This window comes from Microvirga flavescens, from assembly GCF_003290125.1.
GTDB lineage: Bacteria > Pseudomonadota > Alphaproteobacteria > Rhizobiales > Beijerinckiaceae > Microvirga > Microvirga flavescens.
In genome coordinates, this window is sequence record NZ_QMKH01000001.1 from 538,600 (window position 1) to 557,071 (window position 18,472).

Annotated in this window: 18 protein-coding genes; 9 read left to right on the top strand and 9 right to left on the bottom strand. The window is 62.6% G+C overall.

Annotated elements, in window-relative coordinates:
• Positions 1-75: 75 nt before the first annotated feature.
• The 4 genes from DQW91_RS02415 to mnmE form a co-directional block, all read right to left on the bottom strand.
• Positions 76-915, bottom strand: coding sequence for a ParA family protein (locus DQW91_RS02415; RefSeq protein ID WP_112661946.1), 840 nt, complete (start codon positions 913-915; stop codon positions 76-78).
• Entirely contained in the window at positions 915-1,559 is a 645-nt protein-coding gene (rsmG, locus tag DQW91_RS02420) for a 16S rRNA (guanine(527)-N(7))-methyltransferase RsmG (RefSeq protein WP_112661947.1), read from the bottom strand. The genes DQW91_RS02415 and rsmG overlap by 1 nt, the downstream gene beginning before the upstream one ends.
• Positions 1,556-3,433 carry a tRNA uridine-5-carboxymethylaminomethyl(34) synthesis enzyme MnmG gene (gene mnmG, locus DQW91_RS02425; RefSeq protein ID WP_112662423.1) on the bottom strand — a complete coding sequence of 626 codons (1,878 nt, stop codon included), beginning with the start codon at positions 3,431-3,433 and terminating at the stop codon, positions 1,556-1,558. Before mnmG ends, rsmG begins: the two co-directional genes overlap by 4 nt.
• A gap of 362 nt (positions 3,434-3,795) precedes the next feature.
• Positions 3,796-5,106 carry a tRNA uridine-5-carboxymethylaminomethyl(34) synthesis GTPase MnmE gene (gene mnmE, locus DQW91_RS02430; RefSeq protein ID WP_112661948.1) on the bottom strand — a complete coding sequence of 437 codons (1,311 nt, stop codon included), beginning with the start codon at positions 5,104-5,106 and terminating at the stop codon, positions 3,796-3,798.
• Between the two features lie 178 nt (positions 5,107-5,284).
• Between mnmE and DQW91_RS02435 the strand changes: the two genes are divergently transcribed.
• Entirely contained in the window at positions 5,285-7,294 is a 2,010-nt protein-coding gene (locus DQW91_RS02435; RefSeq protein WP_112661949.1) for a thioredoxin domain-containing protein, read from the top strand.
• 308 nt (positions 7,295-7,602) lie between these two features.
• Positions 7,603-8,190: a VOC family protein gene (locus DQW91_RS02440; protein ID WP_157961308.1), complete on the top strand. Its 588-nt coding sequence runs from the start codon at positions 7,603-7,605 to the stop codon at positions 8,188-8,190.
• 128 nt (positions 8,191-8,318) lie between these two features.
• On the opposite strand, the gene rho is transcribed toward DQW91_RS02440, so the two are convergent.
• The 4 genes from rho to hemE form a co-directional block, all read right to left on the bottom strand.
• Positions 8,319-9,584 carry a transcription termination factor Rho gene (gene rho, locus DQW91_RS02445; RefSeq protein ID WP_112661951.1) on the bottom strand — a complete coding sequence of 422 codons (1,266 nt, stop codon included), beginning with the start codon at positions 9,582-9,584 and terminating at the stop codon, positions 8,319-8,321.
• Between the two features lie 192 nt (positions 9,585-9,776).
• Positions 9,777-10,208 carry a hypothetical protein gene (locus DQW91_RS16515; RefSeq protein ID WP_157961309.1) on the bottom strand — a complete coding sequence of 144 codons (432 nt, stop codon included), beginning with the start codon at positions 10,206-10,208 and terminating at the stop codon, positions 9,777-9,779.
• Positions 10,209-10,213: 5 nt separating this feature from the next.
• Positions 10,214-10,639 (bottom strand): protoporphyrinogen oxidase HemJ, encoded by a 426-nt coding sequence (hemJ, locus tag DQW91_RS02450; protein ID WP_112661952.1) that lies wholly within the window; start codon positions 10,637-10,639, stop codon positions 10,214-10,216.
• A gap of 2 nt (positions 10,640-10,641) precedes the next feature.
• Positions 10,642-11,697: a uroporphyrinogen decarboxylase gene (gene hemE / locus DQW91_RS02455; RefSeq protein WP_198411754.1), complete on the bottom strand. Its 1,056-nt coding sequence runs from the start codon at positions 11,695-11,697 to the stop codon at positions 10,642-10,644.
• 364 nt (positions 11,698-12,061) lie between these two features.
• Between hemE and DQW91_RS02460 the strand changes: the two genes are divergently transcribed.
• Genes DQW91_RS02460 through dnaQ form a run of 5 tightly spaced genes read left to right on the top strand, consistent with a single transcriptional unit; the run spans position 12,062 to position 15,726 of the window.
• Entirely contained in the window at positions 12,062-12,892 is an 831-nt protein-coding gene (locus DQW91_RS02460) for a pyruvate, water dikinase regulatory protein (RefSeq protein ID WP_112661953.1), read from the top strand.
• Entirely contained in the window at positions 12,889-13,512 is a 624-nt protein-coding gene (locus DQW91_RS02465; protein ID WP_112661954.1) for a Maf family protein, read from the top strand. The genes DQW91_RS02460 and DQW91_RS02465 overlap by 4 nt, the downstream gene beginning before the upstream one ends.
• Before the next feature lie 12 nt (positions 13,513-13,524).
• Complete coding sequence (locus DQW91_RS02470; protein ID WP_112661955.1) at positions 13,525-14,373, top strand: shikimate dehydrogenase; 849 nt, start codon at positions 13,525-13,527, stop codon at positions 14,371-14,373.
• Positions 14,370-14,990, top strand: a complete 621-nt coding sequence (coaE, locus tag DQW91_RS02475) for a dephospho-CoA kinase (RefSeq protein WP_112661956.1) — start codon at positions 14,370-14,372, stop codon at positions 14,988-14,990. Before DQW91_RS02470 ends, coaE begins: the two co-directional genes overlap by 4 nt.
• A 16-nt stretch (positions 14,991-15,006) precedes the next feature.
• Entirely contained in the window at positions 15,007-15,726 is a 720-nt protein-coding gene (gene dnaQ, locus DQW91_RS02480) for a DNA polymerase III subunit epsilon (RefSeq protein ID WP_112661957.1), read from the top strand.
• Here the strand turns inward: dnaQ and secB are convergent.
• Positions 15,723-16,214: a protein-export chaperone SecB gene (gene secB / locus DQW91_RS02485; protein WP_112661958.1), complete on the bottom strand. Its 492-nt coding sequence runs from the start codon at positions 16,212-16,214 to the stop codon at positions 15,723-15,725. The genes dnaQ and secB overlap by 4 nt on opposite strands.
• Positions 16,215-16,577: 363 nt before the next feature.
• On the opposite strand from secB, the gene DQW91_RS02490 reads away from it, so the two are divergent.
• Entirely contained in the window at positions 16,578-17,288 is a 711-nt protein-coding gene (locus DQW91_RS02490) for a Tim44/TimA family putative adaptor protein (protein ID WP_112662425.1), read from the top strand.
• Between the two features lie 47 nt (positions 17,289-17,335).
• A complete protein-coding gene (mltA, locus tag DQW91_RS02495) occupies positions 17,336-18,469 on the top strand; it encodes a murein transglycosylase A (RefSeq protein WP_245410866.1) in 1,134 nt (377 codons plus the stop codon).
• Positions 18,470-18,472 lie beyond the last annotated feature (3 nt).

Genomic DNA, 18,472 nt, shown 5'->3' on the forward strand with positions numbered 1-18,472 from the left:
ACCCGTCGAAATGGCGCTAAATTATTGATATTCAACAACCTTTTTGGCTGTCGCGTTCTATGCCGGTCGCCGACCCTATGCCGCCTTCAGCGCGCGTTCGCGCTGAATGATTTCGGACGCAAGCTTGAGATAGGCCTGCGATCCGGCGCATTTGAGGTCGTAAAGCAGCACCGGCTTGCCGTGAGACGGCGCTTCCGAAACGCGCACGTTGCGCGGAATCATCGTCTCATAGACTTTGTTGCCCATGAATTGCCGAACGTCTGCAACGACTTGACCCGAAAGATTGTTGCGCGGATCGAACATGGTGAGCACCACGCCCTGGATTCCGAGCCTCGGATTGAGGGTCGAGCGCACCTGTTCGACGGTTTTCAGGAGCTGGCTGAGGCCTTCGAGGGCGAAAAACTCGCATTGCAGCGGCACCAGAACCGAATCCGCCGCTGTCAAAGCGTTGATCGTCAACAGGTTGAGCGAGGGCGGGCAGTCGATGAGGACGTACGTGAACGGATCCTCGTCCGGCTGGGCCATCAAGGCGTCGATAGCCGAGCGCAGACGGTGGGCGCGGTCGCGCTCTCCGGCGATTTCAAGCTCGATTCCGAGCAAATCGAGGGTTGAAGGCGCCACGAAAAGCCGCGGAACGATGGTTTCGATCACCGCCTCCGACAACGGCGCTTCGCCGTTGAGGACATGGTACGTCGAAACGCGGCGACTCTTGCGGTCAATGCCGAGGCCCGTCGAGGCGTTGCCCTGCGGGTCGAGGTCGATAATCAGCACTTTCTCGCCGATGGCGGCGAGAGCCGTGCCGAGATTGATCGCCGTCGTCGTCTTTCCGACGCCGCCCTTCTGGTTCGCCAACACGAGAACGCGCGGCTTGCCCTGACGCGTTCCTGATATGAGGCCGCTCTGGTGGGTTGTCATCAAAGGCTCTCGATGGAGGTTATGCGAAGAATTCTCGCCTCGGGATCGGTCCGACTCGGCAGAATATCCGCTTCCACTGTCCAGGACTTTCTAGCCTCGGTCAATTCAGCAAGAACATCCCGCCCCTTCGGAAAGAGCGCGATTGTCCCCGTTGTCCCCCTTTTCAACAGGGGCTCGGTCCAGGCAAGAAGCGTTGAAAGCGAGGCCAGCGCTCGCGCCGAAACGACATTAACCTTACCGACGAAATCTGGAATAATGTCTTCCAGACGCTCCTGATGGACGGTGACGCGGGCTCCGGTGAGTCGGGCAACTTGTCGCAGGAAGCTGCACTTGCGGGCATTGCTCTCGACGAGATGCATGTGAAGCCCCTTCTCGATCCCCGCAATCGCAACGACGAGGCCTGGAAATCCGGCTCCCGAGCCGAGATCGAGCCAAGTTTTCGCGTCTGGAGCAAGAGAGTAGAGCTGAAGCGAATCCACAATATGGCGGGACCAGACCTCGTCCAGCGTCTTCGGCCCGACAAGGTTCTTGATCTTCTGCCAGCGCTCGAGCTCCGCGGCAAGAAGCGCCAGCTTCTCTGTTGTTTCACGTGAAACATTGAATTCCGCGAGCGCGGCGCGGGCGTGTTCTGGAACAATGATCATGACAATTTCGCGGGCGAATCAATGCGGCTGCGTTTCACATAAGCCGCCAGTAAGGTCAGGGCTGCGGGAGTGATGCCCTCGATGCGGGCCGCCTGACCGAGTGTGCGCGGCTTGACGAGTTCCAGTTTCCCCTTGATTTCATTGGATAATCCCGGCAAGGCGCGGAAATCCAGGGTCTCCTCAAGGACAATGCTCTCATCCCGGCGATAAGCCGCGATGTCGGATTGTTGGCGCTCCAGATAGACGGCATAGGTTGCATCCGTCTCAAGCTTGTCGCGAGCTCGCGCGGACAGAGATCCAAGGCTTGGCCAGATTTTCAGAAGCGAATCCCAACCAAGATCGGGATAGGAAAGAAGCTGATAGGCGCTGCGGCGAATTCCATCCTGGTTGAGGGCGATCTCGTACTTAGCGGCCTCCTTTGGCGTGATTTCCAGGCTCTGCAATTGAAGCCGCCCCGCCTCGATCTCGGCCCTCGCCGCCTCGAAATGGCGCGCCCGGACAGATCCGACGCAGCCAAGCGACAGCCCCTTCCCTGTCAGGCGGTCGTCGGCGTTATCGACACGCAGGCTCAACCGGTATTCCGAGCGGGACGTAAACATGCGGTAGGGCTCGCTGACGCCGCGCGTGACGAGATCGTCAATCAGCACGCCGATATAGGATTCGGCGCGGTCGAAAACCGCGCCGTCCTGATCCCCAGCCCGGCGGGCGGCATTGAGCCCGGCGACCAGCCCCTGCGCCGCTGCCTCCTCATAGCCAGTCGTACCGTTGATCTGGCCGGCCAAAAAGAGGCCTTTGATTGCCTTGGTTTCAAGCGTCGCCGATAGGTTACGCGGGTCGACGAAATCGTACTCGATGGCATAGCCAGGCTGCAGCATGACCACCTTTTCCAGCCCCGGAATGGCACTCAGGAGGCCCTTCTGAACGTCCTCCGGCAGCGAAGTCGAGATCCCGTTGGGATAGACGGTGATGTCGTCAAGGCCCTCCGGCTCCAGAAAGATCTGGTGACTGTCCCGGTCGCCGAAGCGCACCACCTTGTCCTCAATGGAGGGGCAATAACGCGGTCCTCGGCTCAAAATATCGCCGGAATACATCGGGGCCCGGTGAAGATTGGCGCGGATCAGGTCGTGCCCCGCCAAGGTCGTCCGGGTGATGCCGCATTCGATCTGCGGCACGGTGATCCGCTCCGTCAGGAAGGAAAACGGCACGGGCTCATCGTCCGCGGCCTGCTTCTCGACCCCTGCCCAATCAATGGTGCGGCCATCAAGACGTGGCGGCGTCCCTGTTTTCAGGCGCCCGAGGGTGAATCCGAACCGTTCCAGGGTCTTGGACAACCCGAGAGAGGGCCGTTCACCCATGCGGCCGGCCGGAAACTTCCGCTCGCCGATATGGATCAGCCCACTCAGGAACGTCCCGGTCGTCAAAACCACCGCTCCGGTGGCGATCTCACGCCCATCGGCGAGGAGAACGGCCTTCACGCGCCCGGCAGCGTCGATTTGGAGGTCGTGCGCCTCCCCTTCGACGATGGAGAGGTTGGGTGTCTCGGATAATTCGGCCTGCATCGCCCGAGCATAAAGTTTTCGGTCGGCCTGGGTGCGCGGCCCACGCACGGCGGGGCCTTTGCGGCGGTTCAGCAGACGAAACTGGATGCCGGCCTTGTCCGCGATGCGGCCCATGACGCCGTCGAGTGCGTCGATCTCGCGGACAAGGTGCCCCTTCCCCAGGCCACCAATGGCCGGGTTACAGGACATGACGCCGATGGTGGAGGCCTTATGGGTGACGAGTGCCGTCCGCGCGCCAAGGCGCGCCGAGGCGGCAGCGGCCTCCGCTCCGGCGTGACCACCGCCGATCACCACAACATCGAACGACAAAGACATGATTCTCTCCAAGAACATGATCGGAACAGGCGAGGATCGGTTGTTCGCCCGGATCATGTGGCACATAAAAGAATCTGGAGCCTGATGTGTTTCAAAGAGACACGATCAGACCCTAGAGATGGTCTGTAGATCCGCCGCCGCCAAAGGTCAAAGACCGAAATGTTTCACGTGAAACATTGGTGGTCGTTTCCCGCTTTCAACAAACTATCCACAGATTGTCGACTCCTTATCGACTCCCTTATCGACTCCATATGCGGGCCCTAAAGGTTCAAGAAACGACCCTGTCTGGGGAAAGACAAGGAAGGGCGTATGGGCGGATTCGCTCTTCCCCTTTAACGATTTGCTAACCATCTCCGAACCGCTCACTTACCGATGCAGAAGTTCGAGAAGAGTCGGTCGAGCACGTCTTCCACATCGATCCGGCCTGTGATTTCGCCCAAGGCGTGGGCCGCAAGACGGACGTCCTCCGTCGCAAGCTCGGACGCCTCGCCCCGATCGAGAAGACCAAGGGCGCGGGCAAGGGCCTGATAGGCCCGCTCCAGGGCGCGGCGGTGACGCTCTCTTGTGATGACCGCATCGCCCTGCCCGAGGGAGGCCTCGGCCTCCTGCCGGAGCAGGGCCAGAAGCTCGGCCATCCCCTCCCCCGTCGCGGCGCTGATGAGGAGATCGCAATCGTCTCGGTTCCGATTCAAATCGCCCTTCGTCCCGACCCTGACAATCCGGCGTCCGGGGGGCGGGGCCAACGGCGCGCCTTCGGGCGGCACGAGCCAGAGGACGATGTCGGCTTCCCCGGCTCGGGCTAAGGCACGGGCAACGCCCTCCTGCTCGATCACGTCCCCGCTCTCGCGCAGACCCGCCGTATCGACGATCAGGACCGGCAAGCCGCCGAGGTCGCATTTGACCTCAATCACATCCCGCGTCGTGCCCGCGATGGGCGAGACGATGGCAACGTCGCGCTGGGCGAGCGCGTTGAGGAGGGTCGATTTTCCCGCATTAGGGGCTCCGGCGAGAACGACGATCAAGCCCTCGCGCAGGCGCTCTCCGGAGGGTTGGGTGAGGGACAGGCCGATCTGGCGGTGGAGCGCCCGCAGGCGGTTCGCTGCATCCGCCTCCAGCGTCTCGGGCACGTCGCCCTCATCCGCGAAGTCGAGGGCGGCCTCCAGAAGGGCGAGCGTCTGCAGCACCTCCTCCCGCCAGGCTTCCGCCGCATTGCCGAGCCGTCCTTCGAGCTGGAACAGGGCCTGACGGCGCTGGGCCTCCGTCTCCGCATCGATGAGATCGGCAAGCCCCTCGACGCGAGTGAGATCCATCCGGCCATTGAGGAAGGCCCGCCGGGTGAACTCCCCCGCCTCCGCCGCGCGGCACCCGTCGAGGGAACCGAGCACCCGCAGGATCGCGCTGCGCGTGGCAAGCCCCCCGTGGATGTGAAGCTCGATCTGGTCCTCCCCCGTGAAGCTGTGGGGACCCGGCATCCATGCGACGAGGGCTTGGTCGAGCGGCTCGCCGGTGGCGGGATCGCGCAGGAGACGCAGGCTCAGGTGCCGGGGCTGAGGGGTGCCGCCGGCAATCGTTTCGAGAATGAATCGACTCCGGTCGCCGCTGATCCGGACCACGCAGATAGCGGCGCGGCCAAAGCCGGAGGCCGTCGCGAAAATGGTGTCGTCCGAGCGCATGAAGAGCGAACCTTTAACGGCGGTGAAACTTTACCTGTTCGATCCTCGATCGGTTCACATCCGAATCGGTCGAGGGGAGACCTCAAGGTCGGACTTTCGGGTCAGACTTCGGGGTCGAGGCACCGGCATCACGCCGGAGCCGATTCGGAGAGAGCTACCCCAAAAAAGGGAATGATCTATGAATCGCCTCGCCGCAGCCTCCTCCCCCTATCTCCTTCAGCACAGCGACAACCCGGTCGATTGGTGGGAATGGGGACCCGAGGCCCTCGCCGAGGCGCGGCGGCTTCAGCGTCCTGTCCTGCTCTCCATCGGCTATGCCGCTTGCCACTGGTGCCATGTGATGGCCCACGAGAGCTTCGAGGATGCGAATGTGGCCGCCGTCATGAACGCGCATTTCGTCAGCATCAAGGTGGACCGGGAGGAGCGCCCGGATGTGGACCAGATCTACATGAGTGCCCTTCAGGTGCTTGGCGAACAGGGCGGCTGGCCGCTCACCATGTTCCTCACGCCCGACGGCGAGCCCTTCTGGGGCGGCACCTATTTTCCAAAAGAGCCCCGCTTCGGCCGTCCCGGCTTCGTGCAGGTGCTGCAAGAAATCGCGCGGCTCTATCAGGCCGAGCCGGAGCGCATCGACCGGAACCGGCTGGCGATCACCGAAGCCCTCGGCAAGGGCCTCACGCCGAAGGCGGGCGAGAGCCTTTCCCTCACCGATCTCGACCGCATCGGCGAAAGCATCGCCGGCATCATCGATCCGGTGCACGGGGGGCTCAAGGGCGCGCCGAAATTTCCCAACCCGCCGATCCTCGAATTCCTCGCCCGCCACGCCCGGCGGCGGGACGACCCGGCGGCGCGGGCGGGCTTCCTGCTGACCCTCGAGCAGATGGCCTTTGGGGGCATTCACGATCATCTCGGCGGGGGCTTTGCCCGCTATGCGGTCGATGAAAAGTGGCTCGTGCCGCACTTCGAAAAGATGCTCTACGACAACGCCCAGCTCCTCGAACTCTACGCGCTTGCCGCCGCTGAGACCGGACGCCCCCTCTTCCATGCCGCCGCCGAGGGCATCGTCTCCTGGCTGACCCGGGAGATGGCGACGCCGGAGGGCGCCTTCGCCGCGAGCTTGGACGCGGATTCGGAAGGTGAGGAAGGGCGGTTCTATGTGTGGTCATTGGCGGAGGTCGAAGAGGTTCTCGGCCCCGACGCCGACCTCTTCACCGCGACCTATGACATCACGGCGGCAGGAAACTGGGAGGGCGTAAACATCCCGAACCGCCTCCGCTCCGGGGAGGCCTCGCCGGAGGAGGAAGCGCGCCTTGCCCCCTTGCGCGCCCGTCTCCTTGCTCACCGCGACAAGCGCCCCCGCCCCGCTCTCGACGACAAGGTGCTCGCTGACTGGAACGGGCTGATGATTGCAGCTCTCGTGCGGGCCGCCCTCCTTCTGACAAAGCCGGACTGGATCGACGTCGCCCGCCGGGCCTACCGTTTCATTGCCGAATCGATGACGCGAGAGGGCCGCCTCGGACATTCCTGGCGCGGCGGCTCACTGCTCTTTCCGGGCTTTGCCCTCGACCATGCGGCGATGATGCGGGCAGCGCTTGCCCTCTTCGAAGCCACCGGAGAGGAAGCCTATCTCACCGATGCGCGGCGCTGGCGGGATGTGCTGTTGAACGACTATGCCGAACCGACCGGCCTCCTTGCCATGACCGCCAAGAATGCCGACCCGCTAGTGGTGCGCCCGCAGCCGACCCATGACGATGCGGTGCCGAACGCCAACGGCGTCTTCGCCGAGGCGTTGGTCCGGCTCGCCCAGATCACGGGAGCTGAGGAGGACGAGCGCCGTGCCATCGACACCCTGACCCGCCTCACTGGCTTTGCCCGCGCCGCCCCCCTCGCCCACACGTCGATCCTTAACGCCCTCGATCTGCACCTGCGCGGACTGACCGTGGTGGTAACGGGCGAGGGTGCGGATGATCTGCGGAAGGCCGCGCTCGCCCTGCCCTACCTCGACCGCAGCGTCTGTGTTTCACATGACACCCTTGCCGACACGCATCCCGCGAAAGCTGGCGCCTCAGGCAGCCATCGCGCACAGGCCCTCATTTGCGCGGGGATGCGCTGCTCCCTCCCGGTGACGGATCCAGACGGCTTAAGGGTTCGGGTGAAGGAAATGCTCACCCCCGCCGCAATCCATTGAGGCTTCAGGCCTCGACAGGACCCCGACCCCACCTCACCTCTGCCGGCCCATCCCTCACCCGGATTTCTTCACATCCCGTGGGAGGAATTCGGGAATACCGCCCCTGTGACATCCATTGCAGGGTCTTGCGGCTCCATTCGGAGCTGCACTCGCAAGGGATGCGACACCCGGTCTGCCAGGCTGACCAGAGGAACGCGTGGCGGGGCTTTCCCTCAGCGCAGCGCGAGTACGCCGGCCTGCCGTGCGTTCGGCAGCGGGAGCCTTTCGCTGAGGGCTCCCTCAAACTTCAAAAGTTAAGGACGATGAATATGAGAAAGCACATCTTCGGAGCGCTGATGGGATTGATGACCGTCACCGCAGCCCCGGCCGCCGATCTCGGCCTCAAGGGCATGGAACATATCGGTGTCACCGTGCCGAGCCTGGCTGAAGGCAAGGCCTTCTTCGAGAAGGTCCTCGGCTGCCAGCAGGCCTATGAGCTCGGTCCGTTCAAGGACGAGAAGGGCACGTGGATGACCGACAACATCGGCGCGCATAAGAGCTCGGTCGCCAAGATCGCCTCGCTCAAGTGTGGCAACTCCACCAACATCGAACTGTTCGAGTTCACCTCGCCGAGCCAGAACAAGGTCTCGCCGAAGCGCGACGACATGGGTGCGACCTCCATCGGCTTCTATGTCGAGGACATCGACGCCGCCATCGCTCACCTGAAGAAAAACAACGTGAAGCTTCTCGGCGACGTCAAGAAGGTCGAGGAAGGCCCGATTGCCGGCCGCAGCTGGATCTATGCCGAAACCCCGTGGGGCCTGCAGATCTTCATCGAAAGCGACCCGAACGGGATCGCCTACACCAAGACCCCGGGCGCCGTGAAACTCTTCAGCCCGCGCAACGCCGCAAACTGACTTCAGTAAGGCCACCGGCGGAACGGCGTTGCCGGGGGCTTTTTCACGCTTCGCTTCAGCCAAACAAAAACCCCGCCCTCGAAACCGAGGACGGGGTTCTTTTTTTTGAAACCGCCGAAGCGGTGAACTCAGGTGTTCATCGAATCGAAGAACTCGCCGTTCGACTTGGTCTGACGCAGCTTGTCGAGCAGGAACTCGATGGCATCGACTGTACCCATCGGGTTGAGGATGCGGCGCAGCACGTACATCTTCTTGAGCGTGTCGGCGGGAACCAGCAGTTCCTCCTTGCGGGTGCCGGAGCGCGTGATGTCGATGGCCGGGAAGGTGCGCTTGTCGGCGACCTTGCGGTCGAGAATGATTTCCGAGTTACCAGTGCCCTTGAACTCTTCGAAGATCACTTCGTCCATGCGCGAGCCGGTATCGATGAGTGCCGTCGCGATGATGGTGAGCGAGCCGCCTTCCTCGATGTTGCGCGCCGCGCCGAAGAAGCGCTTCGGCCGCTGGAGGGCGTTGGCGTCGACACCGCCGGTGAGCACCTTGCCGGAGGACGGAACCACCGTGTTGTAGGCGCGGCCGAGGCGGGTGATCGAATCGAGCAGGATGACCACGTCGCGGCCATGCTCGACGAGGCGCTTCGCCTTCTCGATCACCATCTCTGCGACCTGGACGTGGCGGGAGGCCGGCTCGTCGAAGGTGGAGGCCACAACCTCGCCCTTCACCGAACGCTGCATGTCCGTCACTTCCTCCGGACGCTCGTCGATGAGCAGCACGATGAGGTAGCACTCGGGGTGATTCGTGGTGATCGACTGCGCCACGTTCTGCATGAGAACGGTCTTACCCGTGCGCGGCGGCGCGACGATCAGCGCGCGCTGGCCCTTGCCAATGGGCGACACGATGTCGATGACGCGGGCGGAAAAGTCCTTGCGGGTCGGATCGTCGATCTCGAGCTTGAAGCGCTCGGCGGGGAAGAGCGGCGTCAGATTGTCGAAATGGACCTTGTGCCGGATCTTCTCGGGATCCTCGAAATTGATGGTGTTGACCTTGAGCAGGGCGAAATAGCGCTCGCCTTCCTTGGGGCCGCGAATCGGGCCGTCCACCGTGTCGCCGGTGCGCAGGCCGAATTTGCGGATCTGCGAGGGCGAAACGTAGATGTCATCCGGCCCCGGCAGATAGTTCGAATCGGCGGAACGCAGGAAGCCGAACCCATCCTGCAGCACCTCGACCACGCCCGCGCCGATGATCTCGACCTCGCGGGCGGCGAGCTGCTTGAGGATGGCGAACATGAGCTCCTGCTTGCGCATCGTGCTCGCGTTCTCGACTTCGAGTTCCTCCGCGAAGGTGATGAGCTCGGTCGGGGTCTTGGATTTCAGGTCTTGAAGCTTGATTTCCCTCATCGGGGAACACTCTCGAGGTAGGAATTGATCGCGGGCAGAAGGTCTGAACGCGAGAGGAAAAGCGAGGAGATTCGACAGGGCCGCCCGGTCACGGAATGTGATTTGGGAGGGCCAAAAGCCCGCTGCGGCGCAACCTGTCTTTTCGGAAGAGGTCTTTTATGTACTCTTCTTCGCCGCCGATCTCAAGGGGCTTCAGCGAAAGATGAAAGGAACCGGGAGAGCGGTGTTAAATTCAAGAGTGAAGGGCTCTCCGGCGATATTGCCTTGTCCTGAAATGGAACTTTGAGATGCAATCCGGCCATTGGGATTTCGCTTCAGGATAAGAAACCAGTCTTCGTGCGCTTGAAACGTAGCGTTCCTCCCATCCAGGCAGTTGAAATGGCCTGAAAATGAACCTTCGTCATTTCGATAAAGCAGTCCGCTACAGCCCTGCTTCCCGACCTGAAGAGAAAATGGCTCAGGGTTCGATACGGCATCAACGAGCACATATCGCCCAGAAATCACTTCTCCAGTTCCCGGAACTATGCCTGTGATTGGAAACTCGGCAATGAACCCAAAAGCCGTTGAGCCGAAAAAGCTCGCCAGGCAGATAATAATTATAAATCGAAGGGTGTGGTGAATCATTCAGCTCAGAACGGCTTGACGATCACGAAGATCACGATGCCGATCATCAGCACCGTCGGGATCTCGTTCAGCATGCGATAGAACTTCGCCGGGCGCACGTTCCGGTCGGCGGCGAAATCCTTCACGCAGCGGGCGAGATAGCCGTGAACGCCGGAGAGCGCGATGACGAAGGCGAGCTTCGCGTGCATCCAGCCGGAGACAATCCAGCCGCCCTGCCAGATCAGGATGAGCCCGAGCACCCAGGAGACGATCATGGCGGGAGTCATGATCGCCTTGAGGAGACGGCGCTCCATGATCTTGAAGGTTTCGGACTGGATGGACCCGGTCTGCGCTTCGCAGTGATAGACGAAGAGGCGCGGCAGATAGAGCATCCCGGCCATCCAGCTGATGACCGCGATCACGTGAAACGCCTTGATCCAGAGATAGCCCATTTTCAGACCCCTGCCCCGCGAACCCGGTCGATCATCTGCTGCACGTGATCCACGGGCGTTTCGGGAACGATGCCGTGCCCGAGGTTGAAGATGTGTGGACGCCCGCGCACCGCGTTGAGAATGCGGTCGATGCCGGCGGTCATAGGCTTGCCTCCCGCGACAAGCGCCAGCGGATCGAGATTTCCTTGTGTCGCCACGTTGGCCGGCAGGTTTGTCAGCGCCGAGGCCGGATCAAGGGTCCAGTCGAGGGCAAGCGCATCGCCGATCCCCTCATCCGCGAATTTCGCCAGATGCGTACCGCCGCCACGCACGAAAACGATGGCCCGGGCCTGAGGGCGCGCCGCCTTGAGGCCGGAGACGATCCGGCGGATTGGATCGAGCGACAGACGTTCGAAAAGCGCGGGCGGCAGGGCCGAGCCGAAGCTCTCGAAAATCTGCACGGCCTCGGCGCCCGCGTCGATCTGGCGGATGAGATAGGCGGTTGAGGCCCTGACGAGACGGTCGATGAGGGCTTCCATGAAAGCCGGGTCGCGATAGGCCTTGAGGCGCGCGGGCGCCTGGTCCGGCGTCCCCTTGCCGGCGATCATGTAGCTCGCCACGGTCCAGGGCGCGCCGCAGAAACCGAGAAGCGTCGTCTCCTTCGGAAGCGCCGTTTTGAGACGGTCGAGGGTCTCGAAAACCGGATCGAGCCGCTCGATCGGCAGCTCTTCCGCAATGCGATTCAGGTCCGTCTGCTCCACGATGGGCTCGAGCTTCGGCCCCTCGTTCTCGACAAAGCTCACGTTCTGCCCGAGGGCATGAGGGATGACGAGAATGTCCGAGAAGAGGATCGCCGCATCGAAATTGAAGCGCCGGATCGGCTGAAGGGTGACCTCGGCAGCCAATTGCGGCGTGTAACATAGATCGAGGAACGATCCGGCCTTGGCGCGCGTTTCCCGATACTCCGGCAGATAACGGCCTGCTTGGCGCATGACCCAGATCGGAAGAGGCCATACGGGTTCACCATCGAGAACCTGCAGGATCTTCTTGGTCGAACGGTCACCCACAGGCCCCTCCATCAATCTATAAATATTAGAATCGAGAATCTGTTGTTTCTCTTGGGCCGTGAATCGTAAAGCCGCAACCCCATCCACAGCAGGTCCACATCGCCCTGTAGCGTTAACGATCCGTTAAGAGATGTGGCACGCCGGCGTTATGGTTTCCAAAATCTTAAAGCTTAACAAATCGTTAATCCCTGTCCGGGAGGCTGTTCCGGATTCCGTTTTTTCGATCCGTGCCGGATTCTCCCAAGAGCCCTGAATCGGACTCTCACAAGGAGGAGCCTTGTTGATGGATCGGGCGGTTTTTCACAGCCCCTGGCGCTGGACCGGATCGCGGAAGCGAACTATCCACATTCATCGACTCCTTACCTCGGAGGCCTGTGTGGGACGAAGTTACTTTCACCTCCATCTCGTCTCCGACTCGACGGGTGAAACCCTCATCACCGTGGCGCGCGCGGCGGTTGCCCAATACGAGGGGATCGCGGCCATCGAGCATGTCTATCCGCTCGTGCGCTCGCCAACGCAGCTCGAACGCGTGGTGTCCGAAATCGAGGCCGCGCCGGGAATCGTCCTCTATACCCTTGTGGAGAAGGAACTGGCGGAACGGCTCGAAGCTGTTTGTCGGGAAACCGGCTCTCCGTCCCTGTCCGTGCTGGAGCCGGTTCACGGCTTGCTGCAGGCTTATCTCGGAACGGCCTCGACCGCGCGGCCCGGCGCGCAGCACATGCTGAACGCGGAATACTTCAAGCGCATCGACGCGATGAACTTCACGCTTCTCCATGACGACGGCCACCTGCCGCAGGACCTGGAGGATGCGGATATCGTGCTCGTCGGCGTCAGCCGCACGTCGAAGACGCCGACAGCGATCTATCTCGCCAATCGCGGCCTGAAGACCGCGAACATTCCCCTCGTTCCGGGTGTGCCATCGCCCCCGGTTCTTCAAACGGCGAAAAAAGCACTGATCGTCGGGCTCGTGGCGACGCCGGACCGCATCGTGCAGATCCGCCAGAATCGCCTGCTCAGCCTGAAGGCCGATGACGATACGGCCTATGTGGACCGGGACGCGGTGGCGGAGGAAATCGCGGCCTCGCGCCGTCTTTTCGCGCGCAACAACTGGCCGGTGATCGATGTGACGCGCCGCTCCATCGAGGAAACCGCTGCCGCGATCCTCGATTACTACCGCGACCATCGCCTGAAATTCATCGCGGAATGACGATGGCCTCCCTGTGGATCGAAAAGCGGCCACTGCTTCTTGCTTCAACCAGCGCGACGCGGCGTGCGTTGATCGAGAGTGCTGGCCTGCCTGTGGAGACGCAAAGATCGGGCGTCGACGAGCGCGCCGTCGAGAATGCCGCGCAGACGACAAATCTTTCCCCGCTCGCCCTCGCGTACAGGCTCGCGGAAGAAAAGGCGCTTGCCGTCAGCCGCCGCGCGCCGGATCGCCTCGTTCTTGGCGGCGATCAGATTCTTGCCTGCGGCGAAACCGTTTTTCACAAAGCGGACAATCGCGCGGGCGCGCGCCGCCAGCTTGCGGAATTGAGCGGCAGGACCCACGCGCTTCATGCGGCGGGCATTCTCGCGCGCGGCGGCGAGGTTGTCGCGCGGTTCGACGCCAGCGCGCATCTGACCATGCGCGTTCTCGATGAGCGCGCCATTGAGACTTATCTCGATTGCGTCCCGCCGGGTGTTCTGCAAAGCGTCGGCATCTATCAGGTCGAGGATGTCGGCATTCATCTCTTCGAGACCATCGAAGGCGATCATTCGACCATTCTTGGCCTGCCGCTTCTCCCTCTCCTCGCCGCGCTCCGGCGGCTAGGCTGTCTTGCATTCTGAGGACTTCTTTCGATGAAAAAGGCCTTCGTCGTCGGCCACCCGATCAAGCATTCCCGCTCGCCGCTCATTCACGGCTATTGGCTCAAGCAGCATGGGCTCGAAGGGTCCTATGAGCGCATCGACGTTCCGCCCGCCGAATTCGCCGATTTCCTGAAAAGTTTCGCGTCGAAGGGCTATGCCGGTGGAAACGTCACCATCCCGCACAAGGAAGCCGCCTTCGCCGGCGTCGAAAAGCGCACCGCACGGGCGGAGCGCTTGAAGGCGGTCAATACCTTGTGGGTCGAAGACGGTGTTCTGTGGGGCGACAACACCGATGTCCTCGGCTTTATGGCCCATCTCGATCAAAGCCTGGGACAAGGCTGGGAACAAACTGTGGAAACGGCGTTGGTGATAGGTGCAGGAGGCGCGGCCCGCGCCATCGTCGCCGGTCTTCAGGACAGGCCGATCGCGCGCATTCTCATCGCCAACCGCACCTTCGAAAAAGCCGAGGAACTCGTCCGCGATCTTCGCATGGAAGGCGGCGCTGTTTTGCAGGCGCTGCCGTGGGAAGATCTTGCGCGCGCCGTTGCGGAGGCGGGGCTCATCGTCAACACCACGTCGCTCGGCATGGCGGGGCAGCCGCCCCTCGATATCGATCTTTCCACCGCGCCGAAGAACGCCGTTGTGGCGGATATCGTTTACGTGCCGCTGAAAACGCCGATTCTGGCGAAGGCCGAAGCCCTCGGTTTGCGAACCGTCGATGGACTTGGCATGCTGCTGCACCAGGCCGTGCCGGGCTTTGCCCACTGGTTCGGGGTGATGCCGCAGGTGACGCCTGATCTGCGAAAGCTTATCGTGACGGATATCGAGGCGGCGAAATGACCTTCGTTCTCGGGCTCACGGGCTCGGTCGGCATGGGAAAATCGGCGACAGCGGCGATTTTCCGCAAATTCGGCGTGCCGGTTCACGATGCGGACGCAACGGTGCATGCGCTCTATCGCGGCGAGGCGGTGCCGCTCATCGCCAAGGCTTTTCCGTCAGCCGTGAGGGAAGGCGTGGTGGACCGCGCCGCTTTGGGGCATCTCGTTCTCGACAATCCGGACAATCTTCGCGCGCTCGAAGCCATCGTGCATCCCCTCGTGCGCGCGGCGGAGGAAAAATTCCTCGCAGGTCTCCATTCCGACCGCGAGCCCCTCGCGGTGCTCGATATTCCGCTCCTGTTCGAGACCGGCGGCGAGACGCGTTGCGATGCGGTGCTCGTCGTCACCGCCTCTCCCGAGGTTCAGCGCGCGCGGGTTCTCGCGCGGGACGGAATGACAGAGCAAAAGTTCAAATCGATCCTTGCGAAGCAGATGCCGGATGCGGAAAAAAGAAAGCGCGCGCATTTCCGGGTCGATACCGGAAGTGGCTTCGCTTCCGCGGGGGCGCAGGTGCGCTCCATCCTCACTTGCCTTGCGGCGCGCCCCGGCCGGGTGCTGCGTCATTCATTGAAGATCTGAAGAGCCCCAAGACCCCATGCGCGAAATCGTTCTCGACACGGAAACCACCGGTACCGAGCATCTCAAGGGCGACCGGGTCATCGAAATCGGCTGCGTGGAACTGCTCAACCACATTCCGACCGGCAAGTTCTATCATGCCTACATCAACCCGGAATATCCGGTGAATCCGGGCGCGTTCGCCGTTCACGGGCTGAGCAATGAATTTCTGGCGGACAAGCCGGTCTTCGTCGATATCGTGACGGAATTTCTGGACTTCATCGCCGATGCGCGGCTCGTCATCCACAACGCCGCCTTCGACGTGAACTTCCTCAACATGGAATTTTCCCGCACCGGCCACACGCCCATCGCCTTGAATGACGTGGTCGACACGCTCATGCTCGCGCGGCGCAAGCACCCCGGCGCGGCCAACAGCCTCGACGCGCTCTGCTCGCGCTATGGCATCGACAACTCGAAACGCACGAAGCACGGGGCGCTGCTCGATTCGGAAATTCTGGCGGAAGTTTACATCGAACTCATCGGCGGCAAGCAGACGGGCCTCGATTTGTCCGTCCAGAGCTTTGCGAAGAGTTCGATCACCGTTCAAACGGGAGCGGCCGCATCCCGGGAGATGCGGCCGCGTCCAATGTTGTCGCGTCTGACGGATGCCGAGCGGGAGGCGCACCAGGCGTTCGTTCAAGGACTTGGATCGAACGCCCTGTGGCTCACCTATCTCGGCGAGGAACAGAGTTCCTCTTAGGAGAGCGTCTGGCCCTGCTGGGCCTGCGCCTCGGACGCGCGCTGGCGATAGAGCGCCACGAAATCGATCGGGTCGATGTAGAGCGGCGGGAAGCCGCCGTTGCGGACCGCTTCGGCCACGATCTGGCGGGCGAACGGGAAGAGCAGGCGCGGGCACTCGATCATGACGACCGGATGCAGCTGGTCCTGCGGGATGTTCTGCACGCGGAAGACGCCGGAATAGGTCAGCTCGAAAGCAAAGAGCACGTCCTTGCCGCCGACCGTCGCGCTGCCCTCGAGGGTCAGGTCGACTTCGAAATCGGCCTGGTCGAGCTGCTTGGCGTTCACGTTGACCTGCAGGTTGATCTGCGGGCCTTCTTCCTGCGGCTGCAGCGAGCGCGGGGCGTTGGGATTCTCGAACGAGAAGTCCTTGCAGTACTGAGCGAGGGCGTTCAGCGCCGGAACGGCGTTCTCCTGCGCTCCTCCGTTGTTTGCCGTGGTGTCGGCCATGATTTTAAACTCCGAGGAGGGGGTAATCGGTTGAGCCCGAATGAAACGCCATATCGGCAACGGACCTGAGGTTTCGCGCCTAGCACGCTTCCCGCCCGCGAACAAGTTTCGGCCTGTTCTCAGGCTTGGAGCATGATCAGAACAAAGTGGAAACCGGTTGTTCGCCCGGATCATGCAATAAATAAAGGAAACGAGAGGCTGATCGTGTTTCAAAGAGACACGATCAGCCTCTAACGTATCTGGCTCTCGCTTGTCGCAATGAAAGGTGGATGTTACGAGCCAATGACCCCATATGCGAAAGATCGGTCTTCGCCGTGATCGCGACGATCGGGATTGGGGCAGACAGGCTGGACCGGATCGACGATGCAAGACTCCTTCGACATCACGACCCTCATTTTTATTGTCCTCGCCATTTTCGTGGCCTGGCGGCTGCGTTCGGTGCTCGGGCAGAAGACGGGGAGCGAGAGGCCGCCCTTCGAGCCGCTCGCCCGCCGCGAGCAGCCGGAGGCCGCGGCGGCGGATCGCGACAACGTCGTGCGCCTGCCGAACGCGCCTGGAGAGAAGGCTCCGCCCGTCGTGCCGCCCGCCGACCGCTGGAAGGGCATCGCCGAATCGGGAACGCCCATCGCGCTCGGCCTCGACCAGATCGCGCGGGCCGAGCCCTCCTTCGACGCCCCGAATTTCCTCGAAGGCGCGAGTGCCGCCTATGAAATGATCGTGATGGCTTTCGCCCAGGGCGACCGCAAGGCGCTCAAGGACCTGCTCTCGAAGGACGTCTATGACGGCTTCGACCGCGCCCTCGCCGAGCGTGAGCGCAAGGGCGAGAAGGTCGAAACCACTTTCGTCTCCATCGACAAGGCCGAGATCAGGAATGTCGAGGTTCAGGGCAACAATGCCCAGATCGCGGTGCATTTCCTCTCCAAGCTCATCACCGCGACCCGCGACGCCGATGGCGCTGTCATTGACGGCAGCCCGGAGACGGTGGTGGACGTGACCGATGCCTGGACCTTCGCCCGGACCCTCGGCAGCCGCGATCCCAACTGGCAGCTCGTCGCGACCGAAGCGGGGCAATGAGGCATGACGGGCGAGGCCCTTCCGGCGCTCTTTGGGGAGCGCTCGCGATGACTTTCGCCCTCGGCATGGCCGATATCTCGCCCGCCCTCGCCGACAAGGCGGAACTGAAACCCCTTTCCTTTCAAGATCTTACTAACTGGCCCGCCGATGATCACGCGGCGGCGTTTCAGGCCTTCCGGCGCAGCTGCGAGGCGCTGGCCGCAAAGCAGGCCGCGTTGCGCCCTGCCCAAACGGTCGCCGGCGGCCTTGCCGCCGTCTGCCGCAAGGCGCTGGCCGAGCCCTCGCCCTTGTCCGGGACGCAGGCGCGGCTTTTCTTCGAGACGCATTTTCGCCCTTTCGAGATCATCCCGAAAACAGGCTCCGGCTTTCTGACCGGCTATTATGAGCCGGAATTCAAGGGCTCGCGCGAGCGGACGCCCCTCTACACGGTTCCCCTGCTCGATCGGCCCGACGATCTCGTCACCATCCCGCAAGGGGAAACCCTCCCCGGCCTCGAAGCCGGTCTTCAGGCCGCCCGCAAAACGGCCAAGGGCCATGAGCCCTATCCCGACCGCGCGGCCATCGAGGAAGGCGCGCTCGGCGCGAAGGCGAAGCCGGTGGTTTTCCTGCGCGAGCCGGGCGAGGCCTTCATCATCCATGTCCAGGGTTCGGCGCGCATCCGTCTCGACGACGGCTCGGTGATGCGCGTTGCCTATGCGGGGCGGAACGGGCGGCCCTACACCTCCATCGGCCGTCTTCTCGTCCAGCGCGGGGAGATGACGCTCGAGGAAATGACCCTCGAAAAGCTCATGGGCTGGCTGCGTGACCATCCCGTCGAGGCGCGTGAGCTGATGCGCCGCAACCAGTCCTACATCTTCTTCCGCGAAGCGTCGGAGCTTGCGCCTGAAGAGGGGCCCATCGGCGGGGCGGGCATTCCGCTGACCCCTGGCCGGAGCCTCGCCGTGGACCGTAATTTATGGAGCTACGGCCTGCCCTTCTGGCTCGAAGGTGCGTTGCCGTTCTCCCTCGACGAGGCGGAGCCGCTCGCGCGGCTGATGATCGCGCAGGATACGGGCTCGGCCATCCTCGGCCCCGCGCGAGGCGATTTCTTTTTCGGTAGCGGCGAGGAGGCGGGCACGCGCGCGGGGCTTTTGCGCCATGCGACGCGCTTCATCGTCCTGCGTCCCCAACAGGTTCCGTGAGGC

Bases quoted from the DNA above. Each gene is read 5' to 3' on its own strand.
- DQW91_RS02415 (WP_112661946.1), bottom strand. From the start codon at position 915: ATGACAACCCACCAGAGCGGCCTCATATCAGGAACGCGTCAGGGCAAG.
- rsmG (WP_112661947.1), bottom strand. From the start codon at position 1,559: ATGATCATTGTTCCAGAACACGCCCGCGCCGCGCTCGCGGAATTCAAT.
- mnmG (WP_112662423.1), bottom strand. From the start codon at position 3,433: ATGTCTTTGTCGTTCGATGTTGTGGTGATCGGCGGTGGTCACGCCGGA.
- mnmE (WP_112661948.1), bottom strand. From the start codon at position 5,106: ATGCGCTCGGACGACACCATTTTCGCGACGGCCTCCGGCTTTGGCCGC.
- DQW91_RS02435 (WP_112661949.1), top strand. From the start codon at position 5,285: ATGAATCGCCTCGCCGCAGCCTCCTCCCCCTATCTCCTTCAGCACAGC.
- DQW91_RS02440 (WP_157961308.1), top strand. From the start codon at position 7,603: ATGAGAAAGCACATCTTCGGAGCGCTGATGGGATTGATGACCGTCACC.
- rho (WP_112661951.1), bottom strand. From the start codon at position 9,584: ATGAGGGAAATCAAGCTTCAAGACCTGAAATCCAAGACCCCGACCGAG.
- DQW91_RS16515 (WP_157961309.1), bottom strand. From the start codon at position 10,208: ATGATTCACCACACCCTTCGATTTATAATTATTATCTGCCTGGCGAGC.
- hemJ (WP_112661952.1), bottom strand. From the start codon at position 10,639: ATGGGCTATCTCTGGATCAAGGCGTTTCACGTGATCGCGGTCATCAGC.
- hemE (WP_198411754.1), bottom strand. From the start codon at position 11,697: ATGGAGGGGCCTGTGGGTGACCGTTCGACCAAGAAGATCCTGCAGGTT.
- DQW91_RS02465 (WP_112661954.1), top strand. From the start codon at position 12,889: ATGACGATGGCCTCCCTGTGGATCGAAAAGCGGCCACTGCTTCTTGCT.
- DQW91_RS02470 (WP_112661955.1), top strand. From the start codon at position 13,525: ATGAAAAAGGCCTTCGTCGTCGGCCACCCGATCAAGCATTCCCGCTCG.
- coaE (WP_112661956.1), top strand. From the start codon at position 14,370: ATGACCTTCGTTCTCGGGCTCACGGGCTCGGTCGGCATGGGAAAATCG.
- dnaQ (WP_112661957.1), top strand. From the start codon at position 15,007: ATGCGCGAAATCGTTCTCGACACGGAAACCACCGGTACCGAGCATCTC.
- secB (WP_112661958.1), bottom strand. From the start codon at position 16,214: ATGGCCGACACCACGGCAAACAACGGAGGAGCGCAGGAGAACGCCGTT.
- DQW91_RS02490 (WP_112662425.1), top strand. From the start codon at position 16,578: ATGCAAGACTCCTTCGACATCACGACCCTCATTTTTATTGTCCTCGCC.
- mltA (WP_245410866.1), top strand. From the start codon at position 17,336: ATGACTTTCGCCCTCGGCATGGCCGATATCTCGCCCGCCCTCGCCGAC.